Source organism: Paenibacillus sp. sgz302148, from assembly GCF_056120465.1.
This window is the reverse complement of sequence record NZ_JBVYOJ010000002.1, coordinates 180,727-203,009: the sequence shown is the minus strand read 5'-3', so window position 1 is coordinate 203,009 and position 22,283 is coordinate 180,727. Positions and strand designations below refer to the sequence as shown.

17 protein-coding genes are annotated in these 22,283 nt (G+C 51.8%); all 17 read left to right on the top strand.

Annotation, left to right across the window (positions count from 1 at the left end; translation table 11 throughout):
• Positions 1–506 precede the first annotated feature (506 nt).
• The 17 genes from AC0LWM_RS04510 (at position 507) to AC0LWM_RS04430 (ending at position 22,237) form a co-directional block, all read left to right on the top strand.
• Positions 507–1,814: an O-antigen polymerase gene (locus tag AC0LWM_RS04510; RefSeq protein WP_474673707.1), complete on the top strand. Its 1,308-nt coding sequence runs from the start codon at positions 507–509 to the stop codon at positions 1,812–1,814.
• 119 nt (positions 1,815–1,933) lie between these two features.
• Positions 1,934–3,148: a stage II sporulation protein D gene (gene spoIID / locus AC0LWM_RS04505; protein WP_474673706.1), complete on the top strand. Its 1,215-nt coding sequence runs from the start codon at positions 1,934–1,936 to the stop codon at positions 3,146–3,148.
• An 81-nt stretch (positions 3,149–3,229) separates the two neighbouring features.
• Positions 3,230–3,934: a peptidoglycan DD-metalloendopeptidase family protein gene (locus tag AC0LWM_RS04500; RefSeq protein WP_474673705.1), complete on the top strand. Its 705-nt coding sequence runs from the start codon at positions 3,230–3,232 to the stop codon at positions 3,932–3,934.
• A gap of 262 nt (positions 3,935–4,196) precedes the next feature.
• The gene (spoIIID, locus tag AC0LWM_RS04495; protein ID WP_474673704.1) at positions 4,197–4,484 is read left to right on the top strand and encodes a sporulation transcriptional regulator SpoIIID; all 288 of its coding nucleotides are present in this window, start codon (positions 4,197–4,199) and stop codon (positions 4,482–4,484) included.
• Positions 4,485–4,578: 94 nt separating this feature from the next.
• Positions 4,579–5,580: a rod shape-determining protein gene (mreB, locus tag AC0LWM_RS04490; protein WP_474673703.1), complete on the top strand. Its 1,002-nt coding sequence runs from the start codon at positions 4,579–4,581 to the stop codon at positions 5,578–5,580.
• Between the two features lie 244 nt (positions 5,581–5,824).
• On the top strand, positions 5,825–6,721 hold the full coding sequence (locus AC0LWM_RS04485; protein ID WP_474673702.1) for a flagellar hook-basal body protein: 897 nt from the start codon (positions 5,825–5,827) through the stop codon (positions 6,719–6,721).
• 13 nt (positions 6,722–6,734) lie between these two features.
• Positions 6,735–7,592 (top strand): flagellar hook-basal body protein, encoded by an 858-nt coding sequence (locus tag AC0LWM_RS04480; protein ID WP_474673701.1) that lies wholly within the window; start codon positions 6,735–6,737, stop codon positions 7,590–7,592.
• Between the two features lie 142 nt (positions 7,593–7,734).
• The gene (locus tag AC0LWM_RS04475; RefSeq protein ID WP_474673700.1) at positions 7,735–7,953 is read left to right on the top strand and encodes a DNA-directed RNA polymerase subunit beta; all 219 of its coding nucleotides are present in this window, start codon (positions 7,735–7,737) and stop codon (positions 7,951–7,953) included.
• Between the two features lie 211 nt (positions 7,954–8,164).
• Positions 8,165–8,707, top strand: a complete 543-nt coding sequence (locus AC0LWM_RS04470) for a CDP-alcohol phosphatidyltransferase family protein (protein WP_474673699.1) — start codon at positions 8,165–8,167, stop codon at positions 8,705–8,707.
• Between the two features lie 173 nt (positions 8,708–8,880).
• The gene (gene fabZ, locus AC0LWM_RS04465) at positions 8,881–9,312 is read left to right on the top strand and encodes a 3-hydroxyacyl-ACP dehydratase FabZ (protein WP_474673698.1); all 432 of its coding nucleotides are present in this window, start codon (positions 8,881–8,883) and stop codon (positions 9,310–9,312) included.
• A 245-nt stretch (positions 9,313–9,557) separates the two neighbouring features.
• The gene (locus AC0LWM_RS04460; protein ID WP_474673697.1) at positions 9,558–10,670 is read left to right on the top strand and encodes an RNA-guided endonuclease InsQ/TnpB family protein; all 1,113 of its coding nucleotides are present in this window, start codon (positions 9,558–9,560) and stop codon (positions 10,668–10,670) included.
• A 155-nt stretch (positions 10,671–10,825) separates the two neighbouring features.
• On the top strand, positions 10,826–12,541 hold the full coding sequence (locus AC0LWM_RS04455; RefSeq protein ID WP_474673880.1) for a phospho-sugar mutase: 1,716 nt from the start codon (positions 10,826–10,828) through the stop codon (positions 12,539–12,541).
• Between the two features lie 157 nt (positions 12,542–12,698).
• Entirely contained in the window at positions 12,699–14,900 is a 2,202-nt protein-coding gene (locus AC0LWM_RS04450; protein WP_474673696.1) for a DUF5693 family protein, read from the top strand.
• Positions 14,876–16,033 (top strand): polysaccharide pyruvyl transferase CsaB, encoded by a 1,158-nt coding sequence (csaB, locus tag AC0LWM_RS04445; protein ID WP_474673879.1) that lies wholly within the window; start codon positions 14,876–14,878, stop codon positions 16,031–16,033. The genes AC0LWM_RS04450 and csaB overlap by 25 nt, the downstream gene beginning before the upstream one ends.
• A gap of 103 nt (positions 16,034–16,136) precedes the next feature.
• Entirely contained in the window at positions 16,137–16,835 is a 699-nt protein-coding gene (locus tag AC0LWM_RS04440) for a WecB/TagA/CpsF family glycosyltransferase (protein WP_474673878.1), read from the top strand.
• A 120-nt stretch (positions 16,836–16,955) separates the two neighbouring features.
• A complete protein-coding gene (locus AC0LWM_RS04435) occupies positions 16,956–18,092 on the top strand; it encodes an MraY family glycosyltransferase (RefSeq protein ID WP_474673695.1) in 1,137 nt (378 codons plus the stop codon).
• Positions 18,093–18,433: 341 nt separating this feature from the next.
• On the top strand, positions 18,434–22,237 hold the full coding sequence (locus tag AC0LWM_RS04430; RefSeq protein WP_474673694.1) for an S-layer homology domain-containing protein: 3,804 nt from the start codon (positions 18,434–18,436) through the stop codon (positions 22,235–22,237).
• Positions 22,238–22,283: the final 46 nt, after the last annotated feature.

Here is a 22,283-nt window from a genome sequence, read left to right as displayed (position 1 = left end):
TGAACACCTGTCCGTCGTGAAAAATGTCGAAAGACGTCATACCTTCTGCAAGCTTTTTATGCAAGCGATTCGACTTCAAGACCTAGGTTAGCTGAATCGACCTATCGGTTTGTCGTTAGGAAACCGAAAGACGATGAAAGAATTCTCTTTACGAAATCTATAGATATCCCGAAAAAGGCTTCAGAACAGGATTTGCAAGCGGTGAAACTTGACGAGGCAGTTAGCCGAAAAGGTCTATCTTTTATATAAGAAAAATAAGGGAAATTTCCAGTGAACAGGGTTTTTAACGGACTAAAGGCCAATACGGCGACGAGCGAAGGTTAAATAATAATGTACAAAAAAGGTATACCCTGGGTCGAATCAGGCTTTCATGCTCATGGTGGCTGCTGTGTGAATAATCTGGATTGACTAAACACAATTGAAACCTAACTCACTCTTGCAATCGGCCGAATTGTGGCATACTCATTGACATACTCGGTATCGAATAATAGGGGGGAGAGTATCATTTGTTGGATTTCATCAATATACTGACGTTTTTGTGGGTAGGATTTTGGACTGTTAAATCATTATTATTCATTATAAAAGGAGAAAGACATGCTATAAACTTTGTCATGATCGTATTTTTTTGTTTTTTTGCAGTCCATTTAATTTTGGATGTCGTATTAGGAAAACCGGATTATGCTACAAGGATCGGCTTTTTTGTTGCATCAAGGGATAGTACGACCTCTCTAGTTTATTGTTTCTATATTTCAATTGTACCGGTGATATGGTGGCTTACAGGTAAAAAAAGAGATTTGCCGCATAACAATAAAAATCAATCCCATGATGAAAAGGAGAAGAACTATCAAATACTGAAGATTTTGCTTCGTATTGTTTCGATCAGTCCGATGCTTATTGCGCTATTTGCCCCAAATCCGTTGATTTATTTACAATATGCTGCGACTGCTTTTGGTTTGGAAGGAGCTGAACGGGATTATCATTCGGCTGTAGAGACTGCGACGTCATTAAGTATTTTTGCGGCCGCCATGCTACTCTTGCTGCAGAGGAACAAAATGATGGCCTGTTTTGTTTCTTTAGCCCCATGGATATTCATCGCAATATGGATGAATGGAAAAAGATACATCGTCATTATGACCATCGTATTGCTTCTGCTCGTATTGTGGAAAAAGAAAGCGTTAATAGGATCTAGATTTATTATTGCTTCCCTAGTCGTGATTATAGGTTTTTTTATCTATTCGAATGCATACCAAAACAATGTGCGTTTCGATAACAGTGACTCAAGGCAGTTTAGTGAAGTATACGAGAATATGCGAATTGATTTTGGCCGTGACCATGTCGCAAAATTGGTCATTTATTACGAGTTAAATCATTTGAAGGTTTTAGAGTACAGAGGGCAAAGCATTTTTTTTGATCTGTTGATGTACGTCCCAAGGTCAATGTGGGAAGATAAGCCGTTACCCTATGCAAAATATTTAACCTCTGCAGTATATTTTGTAGAACCGAAGTTATGGCCTTACGGCTATACAACGAGCATTTTGGAAGAAGCGATATCCAACTTCGGTTGGTTTGGCATGCTGCTCGGTCCCTTATTCATTTCCCTACTATGCAGATTAGGGGATAGCTGCAGGAATAATATCGTTTCCATTCTTACGATTATTATTTCAATTCTGTTCCTTGCCGTTCATTTGCCGGCATTTGCTCCAATATTCGCAATCTGGATCGTATTGGTGGCAGTCTTCAGGAGAAAAATGAAAAAGAAAGACCTTCCGCTGACGGAAGCAGAGCGGCGGATTATTATTCCTGGCAACACCTGATCGCACTTGCTTGGCAACTCTCTCTCCCGGCCCACTCCCAATCTCAAGGTTCTATCACCTCTACCGCCCTCATAAACTGAGGGTATCAGCTGATAGAAACAAGAGACGGAGGAACGAACATGAACAAGTGGCGGCAGCTTATTCGGAAGTTGAATATCGGGCGATTCGTTCGAATGCGGCGAAGCCGGCCGCGCAGACAAGCTCCGGAGAGCGGCGCACCCAAGCAGCCGGCAGGTATCCTGTCCCGGTTGCGCACGTTTTCGGCTCCGGGCATCCGCGGGTTCGGCCGCAAGGCGCTCCGGCAGCAAGCGATATGGACGGCGCTAGGACTTTCGCTGGTGTCGTTTGTTGCCGTCCTTGCAATCGGCATTCTCGTAAACCGGTTCTCAGCTCCGAGTGAGAGAAAGGTACCGGCACAACCGCAAGTCGAGTTAAAGCAAGAGGACAAGCAGCCGATCACGGTAAGCGTCTACTTGAGCGGCGAGCGCAAAATCGCCTCGGTGTCGCTGGAGCAATACGTGCGCGGCGTCGTGGCGGCCGAAATGCCGATCGAATTCGAGCCGGAGGCGCTCAAAGCGCAGGCGATCGCCGCCCGCACGTACATCGTCCGCAGGCTCGTGAGCGGCGACGTCAGCGGCCTTCCCGCGGAAGCGTCAAGCGGCGGGGCGGTCGTCACCGACACGGTGAAGCACCAGGTCTACGCGACCGACAAGCAGCTTAAGGCGCGCTGGGGTAAGGCGGCCTATGCCGCCAACATGGATAAACTCAACCGCGCGGTGAACGATACGCAAGGGATGATCGCCACATATCAGGGGGAGCCGATCCAGGCGGTATTTTTCTCGACAAGCAATGGCTATACCGAAAATTCGGAGGATTATTTCCGCGACTATATTCCTTATCTTCGCAGCGTACCGAGTCCATGGGACGAAGCGATCGCGCCGCGCTTCAAGGAGTCGGTCGTGCTGAACGCGACGGAAGCCTACAAGAAGCTAGGCATTCCGCAAGCCGTAGCGGCGAGCGCCAGAACTTCGGGAGCAACCGTGTTGGAACGGTCGGAGGGCCATCGGATCAAGTCGGTTCGTATCGCAGGGAAGACGTTCATCGGGCGGGAAGTGAGAGAGAAGCTAGGGCTCAACTCCTCGCAGTTTAGTTGGAAGCTTCGCGACGGCAAAATCGAGATTACCACGTACGGCTACGGCCACGGGATCGGCATGAGCCAATGGGGCGCAAACGGCATGGCGAAGGAAGGGAAGACGGCGGAGCAAATTTTGAAACACTACTATACCGGGATTGACATTGAGCAAGCTTCGAAGCTACTAACCCCGATCTCATAACATTCGAGTCTCAAAAAATCTCATCACCTCACGTATAAAGCTAGATATTGTGGCAACAATGGTTACCGAGGTGATATAAACATGAATGAAAACCAAAACAAACCGAAACAAACCCAAGAGACGTCTCCCAAATCTAGCGAGGGAGTTGCACAAACGTCCGCTTGGAAGAGGCTGTTAGCGAAGAAGTGGGTTTTTCCAGCAACGTATATGGCCGCAGCAGCAATCATCGTAGCGATCATCTGGCTGTATCAGGGGCCAAAGCTCGGTGACTCGAAGGTCGTTACAACCGATGAGAGTCACGATGTGAGCAAGAACCCTGATGCACAGGAAGTGATCGCACAAAGCGAGCCGATGCAATGGCCGGTCAAGGACACCAATGAAGTGCAGCCTACGATGCTTTTCTATGATGAGAAAGGCACGAACCAGGAGAAGGAAGCGGCGATGTACGAATTCGACAATACGTGGCAAGCGCACGTAGGCACCGACTTCGCGACGGCGGACGACAAAACGTTCGAAGTGCTCGCTGCTCTCGCAGGTAAAGTCACCCTGGTCGATCAGCTTCCTTATGTCGGCACGGTCGTGGAAATTTCCCACGAAAACGGGCTGAAAACGATCTACCAAAGCCTCGCCGACGTGAAAGTGAAACAAGGTGACCAAGTGGAGCAAGGCGACCCGATCGCAATGGCCGGACGCAACGAGCTGGAGAGCAAGGAAGGCGTTCACCTGCACTTCGAAGTGCAAAGCAACGGCAAGCCGGTTAACCCGAAAGATCTGTTGAAGAAATAAGGTACAGCAAGTACATACACCGCGTATGGCAAGGCGTAAGGCTGGAGGTCAACACCTCCGGCTTTGCGCTTTTTTTTGTTTTGGGGTCCCCGCAAAGTACCTGAGTCTTCTTCGAAGCCAGGCCCCACTTTGTGGGGTTATTTTGCGCTTCCCGTGAAATAATTGTACAGATTTAGGCTTGTCAGGCTTGGAAACAAAGAATATCTAGGCACACCCCTCATATAATGTACCAAACTATCTCAGGGAGCAGGGAGGCGAGGGCGTGCACGATTACATCAAGGAGCGAACCATTAAAATCGGACGTTGCATCGTCGAGACGAAGAACACGGTTCGCACCATCGCGAAAGAGTTTGGAGTCTCCAAAAGTACGGTGCATAAGGATCTGACCGAAAGATTGCCCGAAATCAATCCCGATTTGGCAGACCAAGTGAAGCACATTCTCGAATACCACAAATCGATCCGACACTTGAGGGGAGGAGAAGCAACCAAGATCAAGTACAAAAAATCGACGGGCAAAAAAAGGGAAGCGGTAACAGCCGGTAGGGCGTAATTCAATAATACAACGAAAAAAATGGAGGAATTTTGCGTTTTTTATCGAATGTATTACAATTACAACAAAACTACTTTTGGAGGATACCGTCGTTATGTTCAGCAAGGATATCGGAATTGACCTGGGTACGGCGAACGTACTGATTCACGTAAAAGGAAGGGGTGTAGTGCTAGACGAACCTTCCGTCGTTGCCATCGAAAGCGATACGAAGCGGGTGCTTGCCGTTGGAGAGGAAGCGCATCGCATGGTGGGCCGTACGCCGGGCAATATCGTTGCTATTCGTCCGCTGAAAGACGGTGTCATTGCCGACTTTGAAATTACGGAATTGATGCTCAAGCACTTCATTAGCCGCATCGGCGGCAAAAAATGGTACAGTCATCCCCGGATTCTCATTTGCGCCCCGACGAACATTACGTCCGTCGAGCAGAAAGCGATTCGCGAAGCAGCGGAACGGAGCGGGGCGCGCGATGTATACCTGGAAGAGGAACCTAAGGCCGCAGCGATCGGGGCTGGAATGGACATATTCCAGCCTAGCGGCAACATGGTTGTCGATATTGGCGGGGGGACGACGGACGTAGCCGTCTTGTCGATGGGCGACGTCGTCACCGCCTCTTCCATTAAAGTCGCGGGGGACAAGTTCGATGCGGCGATTATGAAATATATTAAAAATAAGTATAAACTGCTGATCGGCGAACGGACTTCGGAAGACATCAAAATTAAAATCGGGACGGTTTTCCCGGAATACCGGGACGAGGAAATCGATATTCGCGGTCGCGACATGGTAACTGGATTGCCGCTGACGATTTCGATCCATTCCAGCGAAGTGAAGGAAGCGTTATGGGAGCCGATTTCGTCCATCGTCGCCGCGGCCAAATCGGTGCTGGAGCGGACGCCGCCGGAGCTGTCGGCGGATATTATCGACCGCGGCGTTATTCTGACAGGCGGCGGCGCGATGCTGCACGGCCTGGATCAGTTAATGGCGGAAGAGCTGAAGGTGCCGGTGCTGATTGCGGAAGATCCGATGCATTGCGTCGTGAAAGGAACTGGCATTATGTTGGACAACCTCGACAAGGTCGTGAAGAAAAAGCTGGGCTAATCGCAACAAGGCTCTCCGGTAAACGAATGCGCCGAAAAAGACGGCGCTAGCCGTTTATCCTTGGCCGAAGGGGTCACATTTTCGGAAGCATCTGCCGATATAAGGGGTATATATGCTTAGCTTATGCTTACGATGTGGTTTCCTTCGGAAACCTTAGCTTATGCTTACGACGCCAGTTTTCCTTCGGAAAACTTAGCTTATGCTTACGATGTGGTTTCCTTCGGAAACCTTTAGGAGGCCCAACATGATCAGAGGACTATACACGGCCGCGGCCGGCATGATCGCACAGCAGCGCCGCCACGACACGGTAACGAACAATATCGCGAACATCAATACGCCGGGTTTCAAGCAATCGAATTCGGTCATCCGATCTTTTCCGGAAATGCTGCTGTCGATGGTCGGCGGGGACGCTGAGCCGAACAACAAGCTCGGCAAGCTGGGCATGGGTGTATTTGCGGAGGAGAATTTATCGGTCTACTTGCAGGCCGACGTAACGGAAACGTCGAATCCTGGCGATTTTGCGCTGATTTCGAATATTCAAGTGAAAGATCAGAACGGTCAAAATATTGCATTCGACGCATCGGGCAAATACGTATCTCCGGACGGCCAGGTGCGCTTTCAGCCGCAGGCGTTCTTTACGGTGCTGGACCCAAGCGGCCAGGAGCGCTATACGCGGGACGGCAAGTTCTCGCTGAACGAACAAGGACAACTGGTCACATCGGGCGGAGCGCTCGTATTGGGAACGAACCGTCAGCCGATCGTGCTCGACAGACCTCTATCGGAAGTGTCGATGACGAACCGCGGCGCATTTACGAGCGCGCTGACCGGCGAGCCGGTTGCCGATGCGGCAACGCTCCAGCCGATTCAGTTGCTCATCTCGCGGGTAGACGACCCGAATCAATTGATTCGCGAAGGCAACGGCAACTACAAGTTCCGCGACGATCAAGGGACGGTACAGCCGGTCGGGGTCGCCGACCAGGTGGAAGTACGGCAAGGCTACATCGAGCGCTCGAACGTCGATTCCGGACAATCGATGGTCGATTTGATGGCCGCGGCACGCGCGTATGAAACGAACCAGAAGATGATCCAATTTTACGATAAAACTTTGGAAAAAGCCGTCAACGAAGTCGGCCGGATTTAGGAGGTAGCGTACGGTGAACAACTCGATGATCAGCGCCATGGTTTCGATGTCGGCGCTGCAGCAGAAGCTGGACATTACGGCCGACAACATGGCGAATATAACTACGAATGGCTACAAGCGCAAGGAAGCGACGTTCGAGGATATTTTGACGAACATGAAGGATCAACCCGAGGGCTTCCGCCGGGAAGGCCGATTGTCGCCGCTTGGCTTCAATATGGGCTGGGGTTCCCGGGTAACCGCGGTACAGAACGACATGTCGCAAGGTACGCTTCAGCAGACGAACAATCCGCTCGACGTCGCGATCGAGGGCGATGCTATGTTCGAGGTGAACGTACTGGACAGTTCGGACGGCACGCCTCGTTTCCGCCAAGCTTGGACACGGGACGGCGCCTTCAAGCTGCAGCCGGTTGATGCCGACAACGCCATGCTGACGACGAATCAGGGTTACCGGCTTGTCGGAGATAACGGACAACCCATTATGATCCCGAATGGGTACCAGATCGCGATTGATGCACAAGGCAACATAACCGGCCGCCGCGATTCCGGCTCCACGGTAGAAACGATTCAAATCGGGCGTCTGCGCATCGTGCAGCCGGAGCGTCCTAAACTGCTGCAGCATGTCGGCGACAACATGTACATGCTGCCGGAAGGCATGAACGCGACCGACACATTCCGCGAGGTCGTCTGGGACGGAAGCGATCCGGAATTCCGCGAAGTGGCGGTGCATCAAGGCTTTATCGAAGGCTCGAACGTGAAGATGCAGGATGAAATGACTGATATGATGACGGCGCTGCGCGCTTATCAGTTGAATGCGCGCGCACTGACGTCCAGCGATACGATGATGGGGTTAGCCAACAATTTAAGAGGATAATGACGTCCTTGGCCCGTCGCCTAATCTCGAGCATTAGGCGACAGGCTTTTGCAACTTTTTTGGGGCGCAGCGCGTACAACATAATGGCTCCTCTTAGTTGCGGCTATCCCTAGGGGTAAGAAACAAAGTAAGGATGGAACGAATGATGACGAAACAACCCGCCAAAACGCGTCAACCTATGCCGCGATGGGCGAAAATTACGCTCAAAACGATCCGAATCCTCATCGTCCCTGTGATCTGTATATTGGCTCTCTTTGCAGGCTTGTATGCCGGATATACGGTACTGGGCAAACAAAGCGGAGACGAAGTGTTGAAGTGGGACACGTGGAAGCACTTATATGACTTGGTGTTCGCAGACTGACATGCAGCGTTTATCGACTTTGAAGACCGCCGAATCAACCTTTGCGCAAGAAGGTTCCGATCCGGCGGTTTTTTGTTGTGCGGCGTGGCCTGATTTAAAGATATTGTTTGGATTGTCCTGCTTAGGGAAGCCGGTATTCGTGTAAGCTTTTCATATGCCCGGCAGAGTTGTATAATGAGTGGGGAATATTTGAAAATGGGGGGTAGCTCTAATGAATTTGCCAAATTTGCTGACGCTTAGCCGTTTTGCGCTAATCCCCATCTATGGCATCTTGTACTACAATGAGTTCCGCGTAACTGCATTTTTCATTATTTTACTTGCAGGAGCTACCGATATATTAGACGGATATTTGGCAAGAACGAGGGGGCAAGTGACGCAGGTCGGCGTCATGCTCGATCCGCTCGCGGATAAGACGATGATGATCGTTGTCATCATTTCCTTATTGTATTCGGGTCATATTCCATGGGCCGCAGCGATTGCGATGTTCGTGCGCGATGCCGGCATGATTGCGGGCTCGGCCTTTTTTCATTTTCGCGGCAAGAAGACGGTTCCTGCGAATATGATGGGCAAGCTGACGACAGTGCTCTATTATTTTGCCATCCTGTTCGCCTATTTCGAAATCCCGTACGCCGTGCCGTATTTGTGGGCGGTCATCGTGTTTTCTTTTGCCACGTCGATCATCTACGTCTTTCAGTTCTTGTCGCTCAACCGCGGTCAAGAAAGCCAGGAGGCTTCCACCCGGATCAACGGCTGATGCCGACGGCAAGGGGCGGTTAACTCGTTGTTAAAAAGAGCCTATCTCCAGCGTTCGCCGGAAATAAGCTCTCTTATCTCAACCTTCATGAACTGCAGTTTCACGAAGGGATATTCGTATTGTGATCGAAAATCATGATTTTATACGTGCCATTTGAAAGGAGACTTGAAACGATGCTTGATATCAATCAAATTCAAGAAATTATTCCGCACCGTTATCCGTTCCTGCTTATCGATCGGATCATCGAGGTGGAGGACGGCAAACGCGCCGTCGGACTGAAAAACGTCACCGTAAACGAACCGTATTTTGCGGGGCATTTCCCGGGACATCCCGTTATGCCGGGTGTTCTTATTGCCGAAGCGCTGGCCCAGGTCGCCGCAGTAGCCATGTTGAAGCTGGAAGCGAACCGCGGTAAAATCGGCTTCTACGCCGGCATCGACGGCTTCCGTTTCCGCGAACAGGTCAAGCCTGGCGATACGCTTCGCCTGGAAGTCGAGATCACGCGTGCCAAAGGAACGATCGCCAAATTTCAAGGCGTTGCCAAAGTCGGCGACAAAATCGTTGCCGAAGGCGAAATGATGTTTGCCCTCGCCGATCCTTCATAAGGAACGAACAAGTTGAATAAGTGTTAAAGGAAGCATGAAACCTTAACGAAGCAGGGAAGAGTAAAACAGAACTCTGGGAAATAATGTTAAACCCTATGACTGATGTTATAATGTTATAGAGGTGATGTAATGAAACAATTCGTAATTGGTGAACTCTGGAAGACGGTTGGAGTCACACATCAAACATTAAGGGAAAGCGAGCGGGCGAATAGCTGCGAAAAAGATGCTCAAGGAGTTGATGAAGGATGATTCTTGCGAATAAAGTCAGAATCAAACCGACTCCTGAGCAGGAACCAGCGTTATGGCGTTCAGCCGGCGCGGCCCGATGGGTTTACAATTGGACGCTTGCTAGACAGGAAGAAAACTACCGGAGAGGCGGCAAGTTCATTCATGACGGTGAACTGCGGAAAGAACTGACGAAGCTGAAGCAGACGGAAGAATATGCGTGGCTCAGCGAGACATCTGCCCAAACAACGAAACAATCCGTCATTGATGCATGCGATGCCTACAAGAAGATGTTCAAAGGGCAATCTGGAAAGCCGAATTTTAAGAGCAGGAAACGATCGAAACCGGCATTTTACAGTCGTTATGACCGATTTAAGGTAGAAGGAACCACTGTTTATCTTGAAAAGATCGGTTGGGTGCAAACGAGTGAACCGATCCCTGAGTCGGTTAAGTACAGCAATCCGCGATTATCGTATGACGGCAAGTATTGGTATGTATCCGTGGGTGTGTGGCAAGAGCAAGAGAGGCCGAAACCGTCGGGCGAGGTTATTGGGATCGATGTTGGTCTTAAAGAACTAGCGGTATGCAGCAATGGAATGAGATTCAAGAACATCAACAAGTCTGCCGCCGTAAGAAAGACGGAGAAACGTTTGCGCAGGTTGCAGCGCAAGGCATCCCGCAAATACGAAATGAACAAGGAGGGAAACCGTTTCGTCAGGACGTGCAACATTGTAAAGGTCGAGAAGTCCATTCGTTTGCTTCATAGGAGACTGACGAATATCCGCACCAATCACATTCACCAAGCGACGAGTGCGATAGCGAAAACCAAGCCGAGCACCGTTGTGATGGAAGATTTGAATGTGAGCGGGATGATGAAGAACCGCCATTTGAGCAGAGCGATTGCCGGACAGAAGCTGTATGAGTTCATCCGGCAGATGAAATACAAATGCGAGAAGATCGGCGCTACATTCATACAAGCCGATAAATGGTTCCCGTCATCAAAATTGTGTTCATGCTGTGGACAGATCAAGCCAAATCTGAAGCTTTCTGATCGCACCTACGAATGCAATTGCGGACATGTGATCGACCGCGACATGAACGCGGCGATCAACCTATCCAAATTGGCAATCTAGCACGAAACGCTTATGCCAATATGTAGGATTCGTTGTATCCGAATTTACGCCTGTGGAGTGTCACACCAAACGCAAGTAGCTCCGGCAAAAGCGGACACGTTGAAGCGGGAAGCAAACAAGGATTTATAGACTTTTATAATTTCTTGGCAACGGGGATTCTCGGGATGAAAAAGGTTGCTCAAGACGTTTATCAAGCATGGTTAGAGGATCACCTCATCGACTCGGCGACAAAAGCGGAGCTGCAATCGATCGCCGGACAACCGTCCGAGATCGAGGATCGTTTCTTCAAGGAGCTGGAATTCGGAACGGGAGGTCTCCGCGGCGTGATCGGCGCAGGGACAAACCGGATGAACGTGTACACGGTTGGACGGGCGACGCAAGGCTTGGCGCAGTTTTTGCTGGGCCAAGGCAAATCGGAGTTGTCCGCCGTGATCGCTTACGATTCGCGGCAATATTCGCCGGAGTTTTCGCTTGAAGCGGCGCTTGTACTGGCCGGCAACGGCATTCGGACTTATGTGTTCGAATCGCTACGGCCGACGCCGGAGCTGTCCTTTGCCGTTCGAGACCTGAAGGCGAATGCCGGCATCGTCGTGACGGCGAGCCATAACCCGCCGGAATATAACGGCTACAAGGCATATGGAGCAGACGGCTGCCAGCTTGTGCCGCATGAGGCGGAGCAAGTCATCGCCGAGATTCAAAGCGTGACCTCGCTTGCCGCTGTGAAGAAGCTTTCCCGTGAGGAAGCCGAAGCCAAGGGGCTGCTTGTGTGGCTGGGCGCCGATATGGACCGCCGGTACATAAGCGCCGTCACTGCGGTTAGCCGAAACGCGGCTGCGCTGCGCAACGGCGAACTCGGTGCGGACGACTTCCGAATCGTGTACACGCCGCTGCATGGTGCGGGCAATCTTCCTGTGCGCGAAGCGCTGAAGGAAATCGGCTTCCAGAACGTATACGTCGTACCGGAGCAAGAGAAGCCGGATTCCCGATTCTCGTCGGTGAAATCGCCGAATCCGGAGGAGCGGGACGCTTTTGCCATCGCGATCAAGCTGGCCGAGGAAGTCGGCGCGGACATCGTCGTGGGCACGGATCCGGACTGCGACCGGATGGGCGCTGTCGTGAAGGACAGCAAAGGCGAATATTTCGTGCTGAGCGGCAACCAATCCGGGGCACTCATGATTCATTATTTGCTGGGCAGCATGAAGGAACGCGGCGAGCTGCCGAACAACGGCGTCGTCATCAAAACGATCGTTACGAGCGAAATGGGCGCCGCCGTTGCCAGACATTACGGCGCGGACGTACTCAATACGCTGACGGGCTTCAAATATATCGGGGAAAAAATGACGCAGTTCGAGCAAACGGGCGAGCATACATTTTTGTTCGGCTACGAGGAAAGCTACGGCTATCTGGCCGGCAATTATGCCCGGGATAAGGACGCCGTCATCGCTTCCATGCTGATTTGCGAAGCGGCCGCTTATTTTAAATCCCAAGGTAAAACGCTGTACGACGTATTGCAGGAGTTATACGCATCGTTCGGCTACTACTTGGAAAAACTGGAATCACGGACGCTCAAAGGGAAAGACGGCATCGCCCAAATCCAGTCGATCATGAATCGCTGGAGAGAAGAAGCGCCGTCCGAAATTAACGGCATTCCGGTCGACCAAATTCTCGATTATTCCAAGGGCCTGGATGGCTTGCCGCAAGAAAACGTCCTGAAATACCGTCTGGCGGACGGTTCTTGGTTCTGCCTCCGTCCTTCCGGTACGGAGCCGAAGATCAAAATCTATTTTGCCGTGTGCAAAGAGTCTTTGAGCGCTTCGGAACAAGCGATTGCGGATCTGGTTCGAGCCGTTATGGCGAAGGTTGACGCTTAGGGGCAGTTACTACCCATTAGGGAGTGCGTACCGGGATTAAGATTTGTCGAGTGGACAATTGGGATGTTAGAATTTAAAAAGATCGCTGGAGTATGGATCTCCAGCGATTTTTGTTAAGAGCCGAACAAGCGGCATAGAGCAATTGAAGGAGGACATCATGCTGAACGTATTACGAAACTTGAATAAACCGGCGCGCAAACTGCTATGGCTGCTCGTCATTGTTGGTCTGATCGCTGCGATGCCGATCGCGTACGAACGGATTCAAACCGAAAATTCGACCAAACAGGTGGAATTTGTATTCGATTACCGCGACTTGAAAGACGTGGCAGCGCTGCAGACGAAGCCGCGCGAATATATTCGCGAGCAATTGGCGCGCCTGAAGGATGCGGGATTAACGACGGCCGCGGTGTACGAAAGCACGCTCGACGAGCTGCAAGGCAGCAAGAGACTTGAAGTTCTGACTTCCAAGGAAGCCGCACTGCTGTCCAGCACCGTAAGAGATCTGGGCAACAATTATACGTACGTGCTCTTCTCGGATGCGAGTACGGCGCAGCAGCTCTCGCCGATGATTGAGAATGCGTTCGCCCGCACAGGTGTGACGACGTCAGCCTGGACGCTGCAGGATCATCCCGGCTTAATTATTGAATTGCCTCCGGAGGTTGCGAGAATACGGGCAATGGATCCGGACCCGATCACGCTCAGCGAGCTGCGCCAGCAGGGCTTTCAGATCGTAGCGCGACTGTCGAACCGGATAAGTCCGTATAACGAGCAAAAAACGGACAAGCTGCTGGAGAGCCTGTCGGAGCTTGGCGTCAAGCGGATTATTTTTGACGGCGATGCCGTGACTGGATATGACCCGGAGGATTTGGTGCAATCGAAGAAGGATATCGATTCCTTCGCCAAGCTGCTGAAGAAGTACGACATCGGCATAACGACGATCGAAACGAGCAAGCCGCAGGCCGGTTTGAACCGGTTGGCCTACTTGATCGACTATAATATAGCAAGAGTGTATTCGCTGCCGAGCAAAGACACGATGCTGTCGCCTCAAACATTGATCGACCGATTTGCGCTCGCGGCCAAAGACCGCAATATTCGAATGTTTTTTATTCATGTGTCTGCAACGAAGGATCCGAACAAAGGCGTGATCAAGGATTCGATCGATAACCTGATCAAAACGATGCAAGGAACGCCGGATCAGACCGGCGCGCTCCAACGTCTCGTGAACGAAGGATTTCCGATCGGTCCTGCGGAGCCTTTCAATTATGTACATTCCAGCTGGCAGCCTTATGCCAAAATGATTGTTCTGCTCGGAGCCGTGGCTCTGATCGCGCTGTGTGCGGGAAGCTTCTTCCCTCTGCTGCAGCTGCCGGTTTTTGTGCTTGGCTTGATTGGGACAGGCGGTCTCTATGTAATGTCCAAAACATTGCTGGAGCAAGGCATGGCCCTTCTCGCCGGCATCGCGGCGGCAACGCTGGCGGTTCTGCTTGCGATTCGCAGCGTGCGCGGCAGGTATAAGCCGGTCATCGCGGGTGCGGAGCACGGCGGAGCTTCAACGTCCGGGGAATCGCCATATACGTTATCGGGCGGGGCGGTATGGGTATCGTCCGCACCAGTTTCGGGTACGGCTGCCGGCGGAGCTGCCGGTTCGAATGCCGGGGCAAGCACACCCGGCAAAAAAGCCGAACCGACCACGGAAATGAGCGTACTGTCGCGCTTAAGACTTTCGCTTGGCTTGTATTTGGGCTCGTTCCTGGTTGCGCTCATCGGAGCTGGTTACGTTGTCGGATTATTGAACAACATAACGTATAGCCTCGTGCTCGAGCAGTTCCGCGGTGTAAGCCTGCTTCATGTCGCTCCGATCGGGCTGGTGGCGCTATATGTAGTGCTGTTTACGGGCGAACCGCTGTGGACCAAGGTGCGCAAGCTGCTTAACATGAACATTACGGTGCTGTGGGTGATCGCAGCAGGCATAATCGGCGCTGCGGGCTTATATTATTTATCGAGAACGGGCAATGAAGGCCAGGCCTCGGCGTATGAAAAAATCATTCGCGTCGTGCTGGAGGATACGTTCGGCGTTCGTCCGCGCTTCAAGGAATTCATGATCGCGCATCCGCTGTTCGTGCTCGGCATTTATTTGTCCATTAAATATCGCGCTGCGATTTATATGTATATTATCGGCGCGCTCGGCATGCTGTCCGTCGTCGACACGTTCGCGCATATCCATACGCCGCTTCATATCTCGCTCATCCGCGTTGTGCTGGGCATCGTGCTCGGCTTCATCATCGGGCTTGTATGGATCGCCATCTGGGAAATTGCTGAAAGGTGTTGGAAGCGATGGGCGCCACGTCTAAGAGGATAGTCATTTCCGGGTATTACGGATTTAACAACAGCGGCGACGAAGCCGTGTTGAAGTCGATTTTGACCGCACTTCGCGAAGTGGGCGAAGCGGAAGGCTTGACGATCGTGCCGGTCGTGCTGTCGATCGATCCGGCACTGACCTCGCGGTTGTACGGCGTCGAGGCTGTGCACCGCATGAAGCTGGGCGAGGTCATGCGCGCACTTCGCGCGAGCGACGGCTTGATCAGCGGCGGAGGCAGCCTGTTGCAGGATGCGACAGGGTTGAAGTCGATCCCGTATTACACCGGGATCATCAAGCTGGCGCAGTGGCTCGGCAAGCCGACGTTTATTTATTCGCAAGGGGTAGGGCCGGTGCATCGCCGGCTGTTCTACCCGCTCATTCGCAGCGCGTTCCGGCGCTGCGAATATGTTTCGGTGCGCGACGCCGAGTCCGCGGCGCTGCTCGCCGCCATCGGCGTAGCCCGGGACCGGATCGAGGTCGTGCCCGATCCGGTCATGGGGCTGCCGCTGCCGGCAGCAAGCGCTGGCGGCGCAGACGCGCTAGCCGCGGCGCGGGCCGCGGGGCGCCCCGTCGTCGGCGTGTCGGCGCGGTTCTGGCGCACCGACCGCGCCGACCTCGACCGCCTCGCGGCCGCGCTCGAGCGGCTCCGCGCGGAACGGCAGGCGCATCTGCGCTTCCTGCCGTTCCACATGCCGGACGACGCCGAGGCGTCGCGCTACATCATCGCGCGCCTCGGAGACGCAAGCGATGTCAGCGTGAGCGAAGCGCACGCCGACCCGCAGCAAATGCTCGCCGAAGTGAGCGTCTGCGACCTGCTCATCGGCATGCGGCTCCATTCGCTCATCTATGCTGCTTCGCAGCGTGTCCCCCTCATGGGAGTGTCCTACGATCCGAAGATCGATCAGTTTCTCCATCGGCTCGACATGCGCGCGAGCGGCACGACGGAGCAGCTGGACGCGTCGCAGTTCGCCGCCGAAGCGGCCGATTTGCTGAGCCGCAGCGACGAATGGCGGCAGGACAAAGCGCCGCTGATCGACAAGCTAAAAAACGACTCGCAGCAACCGGCGAAACAAATCGTCCGTTATATGCGTCTTAAAAGGGTGAGACATCTTGACAAGTCAATCCATACATGAAGTATCTGATAAGGCCGCAAAGGCCGGTGCATCGGTTGCGTCGTCTCCAGATGTGACGCTGCTTGTGCCGACCGTTCCGATTTACGGCATTCACTTTTCGAAAATGAGCATGCAGGATACCGTCGAGCACTTAACCGCTGCCATATTGAGCGGCAAACCACATCAGGTCATCACGGCGAACCCGATTATGATCATGGCGGCGCTGGATGATCCGTCGGTTATGCGCGTCATGAAGCAAGCGGATCTGGTCGTGCCGGACGGCACCGGTGTCGTTTGGGCCGCGAAATACGTAGGCCAACCGGTCGCCGAGCGCGTCACCGGCTTCGATTTGATGCACAATCTGATGCGTGTCGGTGAGTCCTACCGCTGGAAAGTTTATTTGCTCGGCACCGCGCCGGACACCGTTGCGGAAGCGGCTCGCCGTTTGCAAGCGCAATATCCGGGCATTGATATCGTCGGCTACCGCGACGGCTATTTCAAAGCCGATCAGGACGCCGAAGTCATCGCCGAGATTCGTAAGGCTGCGCCCGATATGCTGTTCGTCGCCCGCGGCGCGGACACGCAGGAGCCTTGGATCGGGAAGTACCGCAACGAGCTGGGGGTGCCTCTTATGATGGGCATCGGCGGTACGCTGGACATTATCGCGGGCAAGCTGAAGCGCGCGCCGATCATTTTCCAGAAACTTCGTCTGGAATGGCTTTACCGTCTGCTTAAGGAGCCGAAACGCTTCTTCCGCATGCTTGCGCTGCCGCAATTCGTCGTGAAAGTGATTCGCGACAGAGATAATGTTACAAAACTTTGAAAATCATAGTGAAAATAGGCCAATTTTGCTGAAAAACGCGTGAAAACGGGATTGGTGTTTGCCGTACAATCGGAGTATAATGTGCTTCGGTTACGCAAAAAGGGGAGTTGGGGATAACGAATGGCAACAGGTTACTTGTACGCAATCGGAGCAATCGCCGCACTGATCATCGCAATCTGCATGACACCGCTTGTGAAGAAATTCGCTCATGCCGTTGGCGCCATCGACGTGCCGAACCACCGCAAGGTGCATTCGACCGTCATGCCGCGTCTCGGCGGTTTAGCCATCTATATTGCATTTGTCGTGGCGTATTTTATCGTCGCACCGTTTTTTCCGGAAGGTTTTATTAGCGCATCGGATATGAACCTGGTCAAAGCCTTGCTCGTCGGCGGCACAATGATCGTCATCGTTGGCGCGTTCGACGACCGCTTCGAGCTTTCGGCGAAAGTGAAGCTTCTCGGCCAGTTAGCCGCAGCTTGCGTAGTCGTATTCGGCTTCGGCGTGAAGATCGACCTTGTCAACATCCCGTTCGGCGACGCGGTTCAACCGATCGAGAACTGGATCAGCATCCCGATCACGATCTTCTGGATCGTTGGCGTCACGAACGCGATCAACCTGATCGACGGCTTGGACGGCCTCGCTGCCGGCGTTTCCGGGATCGCGATCGCATCGATCCTGGCCATGGCGATCCTGATGAGCAACGAAGCGGTCATCTTGCTCAGCGCGCTGCTGCTTGGCGGCATCGTCGGATTTTTATTTTTCAATTTCCATCCAGCGAAAATCTTCATGGGCGACTCCGGCGCCTTGTTCTTGGGCTTCAGCTTGTCCATGCTGTCGCTCCTTGGCTTCAAGCAGATCGCGCTCGTATCGTTCGTTGCGCCGCTGCTTGTGATCGGCGTACCGCTGTCGGACACGTTCTTCGCGATTGTCCGCCGCTGGGTCAACAAACGCCCGATTTTCGCCGCGGACAAAGGCCACCTGCACCACTGCCTGCGTGAGCTCGGTTTCAGCCATCGCGCAACCGTGCTTGTGATCTACGGCATCGCAGTATTCTTCGGTGCCAGCGCCGTAACGCTGTCGATCCTGTATACGGCGACCAGCGCCAACTGGGTGATTTTCGTAGCCATCTGCGTCCTGGTATTCATCCTGCAGATCGGCGCGGAAGTCATCGGCATCGTCGACAAGTCGCGACGCCCTGTGCTGAACCTGCTTGCCCGCTTGCTCGTGAAGCCGCAAACGAACTCGCGCTCGAAGTAATCGGTTATATTCGGATTGTACGTATTGTTAACCCCAACCCATACGTGATATTGAAGCCCTTCTCGGTAGGTCTGAGCCTACTGGGAGGGGCTTTTTGTTTTGGGTCCCCGTAAATATCTGAATCAGCAGCGAAGCTAAGCCTCACTTTGTGGGGCTATTCTGCATGCTATCATTTTTTTACATCTCGTTTCGGGTTAAAAAATTTGTCGGACAAGCCGATAAAAAGGTTATATACTGTCCAGCAAGCGGTGCTCGAATGGAACGCAAAGGAGGCAAGCCGACGAATTCGACATCGAACCCTGTGAAATTCGAACCATGATGGAATTAAAGGAGGAAATCTAGTGATTCGCAAATGGAGCAAAACGATAAATTGGATCATGATCGTAGCGCTGTTCTTATCCGTTCTGCCGGCAGGCATTGCGTCCGCAGCGGATTCAACCATCCGATATTTTACATTCGCTAACATCTCGGAAAGCAAGCTTGCCCCGTATCAGGTGACAAGCGGCACGATGGATATCGTCGGTGAGTTTAACGGCGTCAATGCAGAGAGCATTTCGTATCAGATTGATAGTATCAATCTGAAGAAGGTCGGAAACGCCGGCGACGAATCCGACTATGTAGAAGAAGTGTTAAAAACACGCAAAGGCGTAGATGTCAAGCCAATCATTGAAGGCGACAAAATATTCCGCTTTACCAATGTGAAGCTCGAACCGGGTCTAAATCGGATCACAATCTTCGGGTCGAACAAATTAGGCAATACGGTCCAGTCGCCTAGTGGTTATGTCCGCTATTCCAGCGCTCCGATCGTATATGACGTTAAATCGGCGGATGGCCGAGTCTTAAGCGACAACCTGACCAAACCAACGGTTGTGGATTCCAAATCCGTCATTCTGAAGGCGGAGAACGTAACGGAAGTTACGGTCATGGGCAAAAAAATGTTTTCCGGCGACGGCAAAACGTTTGTCGCTTCGGAGCTGCCGCTAAAGGCCGGCGTGAACAGCTTGACCTTCGTAGCCACGAACGGCAACATGAAGCAAACGCTAACGCGTAACGTTGTATACTATACGGGATCTCCGATGCCGTACAATATTATTTCCAATGATAATCAGAAGCTTGAAAACGATGCCCTCGTAGGCAACCCGGAATCGCCGTTTAGTGCATCGGTTGTATACAAATATGAGCCAGGCAAGCCTGAAAATTTCGCGGATATTAAATTCAAGTTAACGCGCCCGTTAGATCCTTCGGAACCGACGGATCCTACGGATCCGGCTTATCCTGACCTGACGCAAGAAGTTACGGTGCCTGCGAACGATCCATCCGTTAAAATGACGAAAGATACGAGATTTATCACCTTTTCGTTCGATAGTGTGGCTTTGGACATTTCGTATGACGGCTTATATACACTAGAAATCACAGGCGGTGAATATGGCTCTCAGAAGATCAACAAGAAGATCACGTTCAAGAACAAATCGGCAGGTGGTTCTTTTATTACAGATATCCAGGTCGCCAATAATGTGATCATCAATTCAGATAATACGATTAAATACGACTCCAGTACGCCGCTTGTTGCCGGAAGCACATTCTTGAATCCGCGGCAATTCCTGATTGTAACGACGAGCACGGATAATGAAATGGTTAACTTGACTGCCGAAGTGTCCGGTAACCCTATTGGCGATCCCGCATTCGATATCGATACGACGACCTATTCGATAGAAAATGCGGCCAATAAAAAAGTAATCTTGGTTAAAGCGATGCCGGTCGGCTTGATGCACTGGACTTTTTCGACAAGCTTTAACGAAACCGAAGAGATTCCCGTCACATACGTCGCTTCATCCTATATCGACATTACGAACGTTCAGAATAACACAGTTTTCAGCAATTCGTTGGAGCTGGAGAAGCTTGAATTCAATCTGGTGAACTTTACGGATGATGATTTAGCTTCGAATCCGTTGAAGGTTATGTATAATGGAGCGGATATCCCGATCAGTGCAGTCAACGGGATCAATGAGCTCGTCATCGACCATGATGCATATCCAATGAAGCCGGGATCGAATACGATCACGATTAGCGGGGTTGCCGGTGGCGTTCCGGTGTCAACAACTTTGACGTTCTACCTTTTTTCCAAGTTTACGCCTCAAGTTGTTTCCATGTTCCCTGTTCCGTATGACGAGATCAACCGACGCGTTAACGATACCGGTGGTTTGTTCAAGCCAGCAGGACAGATGAAATTTACCACATACGAAAAAAACCTTGATGTGATTGCGATCGTAAGGAATATCGAAAATCTTGAAATTTCCGTTAGTGGAACCACCCTCTACACGGGCAGCATTGATGCGATGCCAGAGGAGGGTACGCCTGAAGCTACAAAAGTAGCCCGCATCAGCAAAGAACCAGCTATGGAAAATGGCGTAGAAATGAAGGATGATAACGGAGACCCGGTTTTCGATTACAAAATCCGTATCATGAAGCAATTCGGAGTATCGGACCCTAAGGATGATCCGATGATATTGCCGAAGTCAGGTTCGAGAAATATTATGATTATCGGGCACAAAGGAACATCCACGGTGACGCAGACGCTGGAGATCGTTCGCGAGCTGCCGCCGTTCTTGATTCTTTCGCCGAAACTGCCGCAAGAGAATGTGGTCACCCAGAACTTCTTGAACGTCAGTATTGAAGCAGAAGGTGCAGATCAGATTCTGATCGGCAAGGCAGAAATGAAGAAGGATGCGAAACGGGACATATTCCGCACCAACGTTCCGCTGACCAAAGCTGGCAATAATACGATCAAATTTACGGTTGTCCAAGGAAAGTCGAAGATTAACGGGTCCTTCGTCGTGAACTACTCCGCGGAGAAAGTCCAAGGCGCTCAATATATGACGCAGCTGCCTGCTTCAGGCAAGCTGACAGCCTTCAAAGGCGATGTAACGATCGCATTGCCGAAAGGCACCGTGCTGCGAGAAGCGAATCCGACCCCTGGACAAGTATCTCCTTCGATTGATCTGTATGACAAACAGAATATTCTGTTTGGTATAGCCGATCGTAAAGATGGACGTACGCTCAAACGCTACAATGCTGTAGGCGAGGAAGACACAAGTGGTAGAGCGCTGGACGGGGAGTTGAAAATGATTAATGCCGACGAGTCGGCCATTCAAATATTAACCTTGCCAAGCCGATTCGGTTATGCTTCCGACCTATACTGGATTGATGCGGGTTATATGAAACGGGACAGCGCGGGCAATGACAAAGAGCTAGTTTCCGGCCAGCTTCCATACAAAGCATCGAACGAGCCTGAAACGAAGTTCTACGAGCGCTCGCTCAACAAATGGCTGGAGCCGACACAACGCGGCACGATTACGATGAAATATGATCCGACAATCCTCAATGCGGCGAGCAACAGGCTGAGCATTTGGCGTTGGGTCGACAACGATAAGCGCTGGGTTAACCTTGGCGGTACGATTGATGCCAAGAAAAAGACAGTAACGGCGCCATTCGATGGATTTGGTTACTATGCTGTATTGAATGTAAGATATTCGTTCGATGACGTCATCGGCCATCGTTATGCACGTAACTCTCTTGAGCTCATGATGTCCAAGAATATCATGAAACCGAAGGATAACAACGAATTCGGCGTTTACGACACCGTCACGCGCGGTGAATTCGCAACCATGCTCGTTAAGATTCTGGATATCCCGCTAGAGTATGATGCAGAGAATCCGACGTTTGACGATGTGCGAGACTTTGGCACGGACAATACGTTCTGGGATTTCCGCTACGTCGAGACAGCAGTGCGCAAGGGCATTATTCGCGGTATAGCTCCGCGTGTATTCTCGCCGAACGGCACTTTAACTCGTGAAGAAGCAACGACGATGATTGCGCGTGCCTTGAACTTGAAGCAGGGTACACCGGAGAAAGATTTGGCCAAGCTGCAAAAGACGTTCACGGATGCCAACATCATCGACTACTATGCGGTAGGTGCTGTACTCGCCGTATCAAAAGCCGGCTATATTACAGGTATACAGAATACGATACAAAGTGGCGCGACGAAAGCGAAAGCCACCTTCCGCTTCGATCCGAAGTCCGGACTGACGCGTGCTGACGCGGCGGTTGTCGCCGAGAGGATCATGAAGAAACTGAAGAAAATCTAACGTATTTCGACAGGCTGCTGCATATTTCGGCAGCCTGTTTGTATTT